Origin of the sequence: Escherichia sp. TW14182 (genome assembly GCF_000208525.1) — a bacterium.
Taxonomy (GTDB): domain Bacteria; phylum Pseudomonadota; class Gammaproteobacteria; order Enterobacterales; family Enterobacteriaceae; genus Escherichia; species Escherichia ruysiae.
Genome location: NZ_AEJZ01000072.1, coordinates 1 through 8,206, shown reverse-complemented (window position 1 = coordinate 8,206; position 8,206 = coordinate 1). Strand labels below are relative to the sequence as shown.

The window sequence follows — 8,206 nt, the reverse complement described above, 5'->3', positions numbered from 1 at the left end:
AGGTATTCTAACCGACTGAACTACCGCTCCGCGTTTTATTCCGTTGGGAACGAGGCGAATACTACGGATTGCCTCGCCCTTCGTCAATTGTTTTTCTCATCTTTTGAATCGTTTGCTGCAAAAATCGCCCAACTCGCTATTTTTAGCACCTTTTACATGTATTTATGCCCGCCAGAGGCAGCTTCCGCCTTTCTTCTGCACCAGATCGAGACGAGCTTCATGCGCTGCTAGCTCTTCATCCGTCGCAAAAACAACGCGTAACTTACTTGCCTGGCGCACAATGCGCTGAATTGTTGCTTCACCTTGTTGCTGTTGTGTTTCACCTTCCATCGCAAAAGCCATCGACGTTTGGCCACCGGTCATCGCCAGATAAACTTCCGCAAGGATCTGGGCATCGAGTAATGCCCCGTGCAATGTACGCTTGCTGTTATCTATTTCGTAGCGGGCGCATAACGCATCGAGGCTGTTGCGCTTACCAGGAAACATTTTCCTCGCTACCGCAAGGCTATCGGTGACCTTACAGAAGGTATTGGTCTTCGGAATATCGCGCTTGAGCAGCGAAAACTCGTAGTCCATAAAGCCGATATCGAACGCTGCGTTATGGATCACCAGCTCCGCGCCACGAATATAGTCCATGAACTCATCAGCTACTTCGGCAAACGTAGGCTTATCGAGCAAAAACTCATCGGCAATACCATGTACGCCAAAGGCTTCCGGATCCACCAGCCGATCGGGCTTAAGATAAACGTGAAAGTTATTGCCCGTCAGTCGACGGTTCACCACTTCAACGGCACCAATCTCAATGATCTTGTGGCCTTCATAGTGCGCACCAATCTGGTTCATACCGGTGGTTTCGGTATCGAGAACGATCTGGCGTGTAATTGCAGTGCTCATAGCGGTCATTTATGTCAGACTTGTCGTTTTACAGTTCGATTCAATTACAGGAAGTCTACCAGAGATGCTTAAACAGGTAGAAATTTTCACCGATGGTTCGTGTCTGGGTAATCCAGGACCTGGGGGTTACGGCGCTATTTTACGTTATCGCGGACGCGAGAAAACCTTTAGCGCAGGCTACACCCGCACCACCAATAACCGTATGGAGTTGATGGCTGCTATTGTCGCGCTGGAAGCGTTAAAAGAACATTGCGAAGTCATTTTGAGTACCGACAGCCAGTATGTCCGCCAGGGGATTACCCAGTGGATCCATAACTGGAAAAAACGTGGCTGGAAAACCGCAGACAAAAAACCGGTAAAAAATGTCGATCTCTGGCAACGTCTTGATGCCGCGCTGGGACAGCATCAAATCAAATGGGAATGGGTAAAAGGCCATGCCGGACACCCGGAAAACGAACGCTGTGATGAACTGGCTCGTGCTGCGGCAATGAATCCCACGCTGGAAGATACGGGCTATCAAGTCGAAGTTTAAGCCTGTGGTTTACGACATTGCCGGGTGGCACCGACCGCCTGGCGAATTCGCGGTTTGTTTTTACTCTGTTTCATCGGATTTAGCGTTAAAGGAATAGTCCGTTTCCGGGCAACAATAAGTTGTAAGCAACCAAGCGCAGGAATGTGCGTGCTCAATAGTTTTCCACCGTGCTTGTTCCACGGGAGAACATGGAAACGGCTGGCGTGTAGCACTTCAAAATTCAACAAAGAGAGCCAGTCCAGTTGCCGCATCAGAGTAAACATCCGGCTGTTATAGGGCGATGTTTTTCGCAATACCGGCACAAGTTTGCGTAATCCCATTAAACTGATGGGATTGAAGCCGCTAATAACCAGCCAGCCATCATCAATCAATACCCTATCGGCTTCGCGCAATAAACGATGCGGATCGGTGCACCACGGCAATGTATGCGCCAGTAGACAAACATCGACGGATTTATCGGCAAAAGGAAGATGAAGTGGGTCCGCCTGCACCTGGACGGGCATTCCTTGCGCTGAAACATTCACTTGATGAGAAACCGCGCACGCTTCGCAATTGATTTCTGCGCTTAAATTGCCAATCTTAAGCAGATGAAAACCATACATTTTAGCGAACCACGGGTTGAGCTGGCGTTCCAGCGCCTTGCGATAAAGCTCTCCCCAGGGCAAATCGCCCCAGCAATCAGGAGCCACGACAGTTTGGGGGATCCTTGCCGGTTTCATCACAACCTTCCGTTTCGCACTGAGAGGTAATATATGAATCTTAACAGTATTTCCGCCTTTGATGACAATTACATCTGGGTTTTGTCTGATGAAGCAGGTCGTTGCCTGATTGTCGACCCAGGAGAGGCAGAACCCGTATTAAAGGCGATTTCAGCTAACAACTGGCAACCAGTAGCGATTTTCCTCACCCACCATCACCACGATCACGTTGGCGGTGTAAAAGAACTGGTAGAAAAGTATCCGCAAATTGTGGTGTATGGGCCAGAAGAGACACAAGATAAGGGAGCAACGCAGGTAGTCAAAGATGGCGATACTGCCTTCGTTTTGGGGCATGAATTTAGTGTAATTGCTACGCCAGGTCACACTTTAGGACATATCTGTTACTTTAGCGAACCTTATCTATTTTGTGGCGACACTCTGTTTTCTGGCGGTTGCGGTAGACTATTCGAAGGCACTGCATTACAGATGTATCAATCACTTAAAAAATTAAGTAAACTTCCTGACGATACTCTGGTGTGTTGCGCTCACGAATATACTTTATCAAATATGAAGTTTGCTTTGAGCATTCTTCCGCACGATTTGTCTATAAATGATTATTATCGTAAAGTTAAGGAGTTACGGGCAAAAAATCAAATAACACTACCCGTAATTCTGAAAAATGAGCGGCAAAATAATGTTTTTTTGAGAACAGAAGATATTGATTTAATTAATGTAATTAATAAAGAAACATTATTGCAACAACCTGAAGAACGTTTTGCCTGGTTAAGGTCAAAGAAAGATAGATTCTGATAAAACTTTCTTGTCATCAGCTTCGTTCGCCGTTATGATCGGTCGTCTTTTAAGCAACTATTGACACACACATGAAGGCAAAAGCGATATTACTCGCCTCTGTCCTGCTCGTGGGTTGCCAGAGCACTGGTAACGTTCAACAGCACGCACAGAGCCTTTCTGCAGCTGGTCAAGGGGAAGCAGCAAAGTTTACAAGTCAGGCACGATGGATGGACGATGGGACGTCTATCGCGCCGGATGGTGACTTGTGGGCTTTCATAGGCGACGAGCTAAAGATGGGAATTCCGGAAAACGACCGGATTCGCGAACAGAAACAGAAATATTTACGCAATAAGAGCTATCTCCACGATGTAACTTTACGGGCAGAGCCGTATATGTACTGGATAGCCGGGCAAGTTAAAAAACGTAACATGCCTATGGAACTGGTACTACTACCCATAGTGGAGAGCGCTTTTGATCCTCACGCGACGTCTGGCGCCAATGCCGCAGGCATCTGGCAGATCATTCCGAGCACGGGGCGCAATTATGGTTTGAAACAGACCCGCAATTATGACGCGCGTCGCGATGTTGTTGCTTCAACAACTGCCGCGCTGAACATGATGCAGCGTCTGAACAAAATGTTTGACGGCGACTGGCTTCTGACCGTAGCGGCTTATAACAGCGGCGAAGGTCGGGTCATGAAGGCAATTAAAACGAACAAAGCGCGTGGGAAATCCACGGATTTCTGGTCGTTACCGTTGCCGCAGGAAACGAAGCAGTACGTGCCTAAGATGCTGGCATTGAGTGATATTCTCAAAAACAGCAAGCGTTATGGTGTACGTCTGCCGACGACCGATGAAAGCCGTGCTCTGGCGCGTGTACACCTGAGTAGCCCGGTTGAAATGGCGAAGGTTGCAGATATGGCGGGAATTTCCGTCAGCAAACTGAAGACCTTCAACGCTGGCGTGAAAGGCTCCACGCTGGGCGCAAGTGGTCCACAGTACGTGATGGTGCCAAAGAAACATGCAGATCAACTGCGTGAATCTCTGGCTTCAGGCGAAATTGCTGCCGTACAGTCGACACTGGTTGCCGACAATACGCCGCTTAATAGCCGCGTTTACACCGTACGCTCTGGCGACACGCTTTCAAGCATCGCTTCACGTCTCGGCGTAAGCACAAAGAATTTGCAGCAGTGGAACAATCTGCGCGGTTCTAAGCTGAAACCAGGTCAAAGTCTGACAATTGGCGCTGGTAGTAGCGCACAGCGGTTGGCAAACAACAGCGATAGCATTACGTATCGTGTGCGCAAAGGTGATTCGCTTTCAAGCATTGCTAAGCGTCACGGCGTAAACATCAAAGATGTGATGCGCTGGAACAGCGATACTGCGAATCTGCAACCAGGCGACAAGCTGACGTTGTTTGTGAAAAACAACAATATGCCAGATTCCTGACAAACCAGATAACAGAAAGGCACCGATTCCCCCGGTGCCTTTTTTATTTATGCCGCTTTATGTGCTTCAACCATGATGATATCACTGGTGAAAGAGCCATCATTCTGCAAGGCAAAATACGTTTTCACCTCTGTCGATGCGCTCTGTTGGTAAACGCGAATAGCGTCCACTAACACTTCTGGCGTACGCATTCTCGCAATCCACGAAGAGAATTCCAGAGGTAATTTATCGGTGATCACATTATCGACAAGCAGATATGCTTCATTGATTAACGTCAACCACTCACCGCTGGCGTAATTACGCACGTGAGAAGCATCGCGCAATGCTTCTATCGTCTGTAACCAAATATCGCGTACCGGGTGACCCGGAGACATTACGTCCATCACAATCAGCATACCGCCGGGCTTCAAGACCCGATTCACTTCACGCAATGCCGCACCGACATCATGCCAGTGGTGAGCAGAATAACGACTAATAACAATATTAAAGGTGTGATCGGCAAAAGGCAGGCTTTCGGCATACCCCTGGCGGGTGGTGATATTTTTCAGTTGTCGGGTATCTGCAGCCTGTGCAACAACATCCAGCATTTGGGAAGATAAGTCATACGCCACCACTTCCTGCACGTTTTGCGCAGCGACAAAGCTGGCATGTCCTGCTCCACAGCCCATATCAAGTACGCAAGCGTCAGCATACTCTGCCAGACACGCCGCCAGGCGCTGTAAGTCGCGCCCGGATGCATGCACGGCACTGGTTAAATATTCACTGGCCTGCGAGCTAAATTGCTTTTCTACGTGCTCATGGTGGGATTGTGTTGTCATTGCACTGTCCTTTTGTTGTTTGAGTATAAAAAGGCAGCGCCAAACGTTGGTCTGCCCTGTGGCAGACCTGACATACCTTATTTATCAGGCTTGCCGGGACTGAATTCAACGAGTAGCGGATTGTGATCAGAAGCGCGCGTAACCAGTACGGAAGCTTCGCTGACATTCAGACCACGGTAGAAAACAAAATCGAGCGGGCGACCAAACGCCCGGCGGCGCTGATCATCAGTAAAACGCACCTGGCGCAGCGACATTTCTCGCGCAAAGCGATATAACGCGTTCATCCTTCTACGGCTCCAGGCATTGAAATCTCCCGCCATAATGACCGGACCGCTGTGGTGGGCTATCTGATCGCCAATAGGAAGCAACTGCTTGCTATAAACATCCACGCCCAGACTGAAGTTGACCGCATGGATATTGACTACCATCAACAGGCGGGTGTCAGGTAATGGATAGACCGTCACCAGTGCCGATTTCGCCAGACGTAAAATAGGTTCACGTTCGCGTAACGGGCAGCAATACACCGGATGCGCTGCCGAAAGGGTCATTACGCCGGAAGGATGTTGTGGCAGAACAAAAGCGGGCACCTGATCGGCAGCAAGATAGTTAGCGGTCGCAAACTGCACTAACTCTGGCGTTGTCTGCGCTTCCTGCAATAACACCAGATGTGCATCTTTGCCGTAGTTCTTTAATACCGACAACCATTCAGCGCGTTGCTGTTTGTAAATGTTCCACACCAGGATCCGAATACGCTCTTCGGTACTTAACGGTTCTCCGGGTGGTAATGCCTGGCCGATGCTCGCAAATGACCCCGGCGGTAAGATCCTTTCCGCAGGTTGTCCGGCTACATAGCGCATGGCATAGGTATTTTTTCGCACTTTTGACTTTGAAACCTCTATTACGTCAACCCTTCCGCACTCGGGAGGGTTCTACTGTTATAGGGATTTTAGCTCACTCTTTCAACGAGCAATTGTATATTGTTATGTAAGCAAGTGCTTACACCGCACAGAATTTTGCTCATTATTGAGAACATTAAATCGGATGACATATTACGTATCCTGATGGTTTAATAACAAATAAATTCAAAATATCTCTTCTATTTTGCAACAGGAGCAAAAATGAAAGCCACGTCGGAAGAACTCGCCATTTTTGTTTCGGTCGTCGAAAGCGGCAGCTTTAGCCGGGCAGCGGAACAATTAGGGCAAGCAAACTCAGCAGTCAGCCGTGCGGTAAAAAAGCTGGAAATGAAACTTGGCGTCAGCCTACTTAATCGAACCACACGACAACTTAGCCTGACGGAAGAAGGCGAGCGTTATTTTCGTCGCGTACAGTCAATTTTGCAGGAGATGGCAGCGGCAGAATCAGAAATTATGGAGACGCGTAATACACCGCGCGGACTGTTACGGATCGATGCCGCAACCCCCGTGGTACTACACTTTCTGATGCCGTTAATTAAGCCTTTCCGCGAACGCTATCCGGAAGTCACTTTATCGCTAGTCTCCTCCGAAACGATTATTAATTTGATCGAAAGAAAAGTGGATGTCGCGATTCGCGCCGGTACGTTAACGGATTCCAGCTTACGAGCCAGGCCGTTATTTAACAGTTATCGAAAAATTATCGCCTCCCCCGACTATATTGCCCGCTACGGGAAGCCAGAAACTATCGACGATTTAAAGCAACATGTTTGCCTGGGATTTACTGAACCCGCTTCCCTCAATACCTGGCCGATAGCCTGTAGTGATGGACAATTACATGAGGTGAAGTACGGTTTGTCATCCAATAGTGGAGAAACACTGAAACAGCTTTGCCTGAGTGGCAACGGGATTGCGTGTTTGTCCGACTATATGATCGACAGAGAAATTGCTCGTGGTGAACTGGTGGAGTTAATGGCAGATAAAGTGTTGCCAGTGGAAATGCCCTTCAGCGCCGTCTATTACAGCGACCGCGCGGTAAGTACTCGCATCCGGGCCTTTATCGATTTCCTTAGCGAGCATATAAAAACAGCTCCCGCAGGAGCTGTCAGAGAGGCTTAATCCCATTCAGGAGCCAGACCTTCCGGACTTACGAGGCGGTCGTTGCAATCCAGTTCGGCGATCGCTTTTTTGTCTTCTGCATCAAGCTGTAAACTTTGTGCCTTAAGATTACTTTCCAGGTTTTCACGTTTAGTGGAAGACGGTATTACTGAGTAGCCTTCCTCCATTGCCCACGCCAGAATTACTTGTGCCGGGGTCGCATTGTGTTTAGCTGCGATACGAGCAATAACCTCATCTTTCAGAGCCTTCCCATAAGCCAGCGTCATATAGGAAGTAATATGAATGCCGTGCTGTTTAGCCCAGGCGACCACTTTACGGTTTTGCAGATAAGGAGAGAGTTCAATCTGGTTGGTAGCGATGTTTTCAGCGCCAACAGCAGCAATTGCCTTTTCCATCAACGGGATCGTGAAGTTGGAAATACCGATTTCACGCGTCAGCCCTTGTTTTTTCGCTTCCAGCAACGCCTGCATAAACTCTTCAACAGAGACTTCATCGTTTGGTGACGGCCAGTGGATTAGCGTCAGATCAACATAATCGGTACGCAATTTTTGCAGGCTCTCTTTCAGACTCGGGATCAGTTTGTCTTTGCTGAGATTTTCAATCCAGATTTTAGTGGTGATATAGAGTTCATTACGTGGCACGCCACTTTCTGCAATCGCCTGACCTACTGCAGCTTCGTTATCATAGATTTGTGCGGTATCAATTGCGCGATAGCCAAGTTCAAGCGCCGTTTTCACAGATGCAATAACAACGTCGTCTTTGAGACGGAAAGTACCTAAACCAAATGCAGGGATAGCCATAATATGCCTCTTCTAATGCTATGTTCGTTAACTGAGATGATTATGGGCTTCAGACTATTGCGGAAAAAGAGCGTAAAATGCAGAGGATTTTTGCGATTTTGGCAATAATAGAAATACAGACGAAAAAAAACCTCGAGCGTTAACTCGAGGTTTCTTAATAAGTGGCGGAACGGACGGGACTCGAACCCGCG

9 protein-coding genes are annotated in these 8,206 nt (G+C 48.3%); 4 read left to right on the top strand and 5 right to left on the bottom strand.

The features are described 5' to 3' along the window. Positions 1–162: 162 nt before the first annotated feature. On the bottom strand, positions 163–894 hold the full coding sequence (gene dnaQ / locus EQY_RS0107165) for a DNA polymerase III subunit epsilon (protein WP_001366128.1): 732 nt from the start codon (positions 892–894) through the stop codon (positions 163–165). 64 nt (positions 895–958) lie between these two features. On the opposite strand from dnaQ, the gene rnhA reads away from it, so the two are divergent. Then, positions 959–1,426: a ribonuclease HI gene (gene rnhA / locus EQY_RS0107160; protein WP_000917883.1), complete on the top strand. Its 468-nt coding sequence runs from the start codon at positions 959–961 to the stop codon at positions 1,424–1,426. Here the strand turns inward: rnhA and EQY_RS0107155 are convergent. After that, positions 1,423–2,145: a class I SAM-dependent methyltransferase gene (locus tag EQY_RS0107155; RefSeq protein WP_010344979.1), complete on the bottom strand. Its 723-nt coding sequence runs from the start codon at positions 2,143–2,145 to the stop codon at positions 1,423–1,425. The genes rnhA and EQY_RS0107155 overlap by 4 nt on opposite strands. Positions 2,146–2,178: 33 nt before the next feature. Between EQY_RS0107155 and gloB the strand changes: the two genes are divergently transcribed. Together gloB and mltD are read left to right on the top strand one after the other, a co-directional pair. Continuing rightward, a complete protein-coding gene (gene gloB / locus EQY_RS0107150; protein WP_001052782.1) occupies positions 2,179–2,934 on the top strand; it encodes a hydroxyacylglutathione hydrolase in 756 nt (251 codons plus the stop codon). A 71-nt stretch (positions 2,935–3,005) separates the two neighbouring features. Further along, a complete protein-coding gene (mltD, locus tag EQY_RS0107145; protein ID WP_000644688.1) occupies positions 3,006–4,364 on the top strand; it encodes a murein transglycosylase D in 1,359 nt (452 codons plus the stop codon). 47 nt (positions 4,365–4,411) lie between these two features. Here the strand turns inward: mltD and EQY_RS0107140 are convergent, their stop codons facing one another. Together EQY_RS0107140 and EQY_RS0107135 are read right to left on the bottom strand one after the other, a co-directional pair. Further along, entirely contained in the window at positions 4,412–5,182 is a 771-nt protein-coding gene (locus tag EQY_RS0107140; RefSeq protein WP_000211733.1) for a class I SAM-dependent methyltransferase, read from the bottom strand. Positions 5,183–5,259: 77 nt separating this feature from the next. After that, positions 5,260–6,060, bottom strand: a complete 801-nt coding sequence (locus EQY_RS0107135; RefSeq protein ID WP_001230983.1) for an endonuclease/exonuclease/phosphatase family protein — start codon at positions 6,058–6,060, stop codon at positions 5,260–5,262. A 240-nt stretch (positions 6,061–6,300) separates the two neighbouring features. Here EQY_RS0107135 and yafC point away from each other — a divergent pair, with 240 nt between their 5' ends. After that, positions 6,301–7,215 carry a DNA-binding transcriptional regulator YafC gene (yafC, locus tag EQY_RS0107130; RefSeq protein ID WP_000648557.1) on the top strand — a complete coding sequence of 305 codons (915 nt, stop codon included), beginning with the start codon at positions 6,301–6,303 and terminating at the stop codon, positions 7,213–7,215. Here yafC and dkgB read toward each other — a convergent pair. Next, the gene (dkgB, locus tag EQY_RS0107125; protein ID WP_000997006.1) at positions 7,212–8,015 is read right to left on the bottom strand and encodes a 2,5-didehydrogluconate reductase DkgB; all 804 of its coding nucleotides are present in this window, start codon (positions 8,013–8,015) and stop codon (positions 7,212–7,214) included. The two genes, yafC and dkgB, sit on opposite strands and share 4 nt — an antisense overlap. Positions 8,016–8,206: the final 191 nt, after the last annotated feature.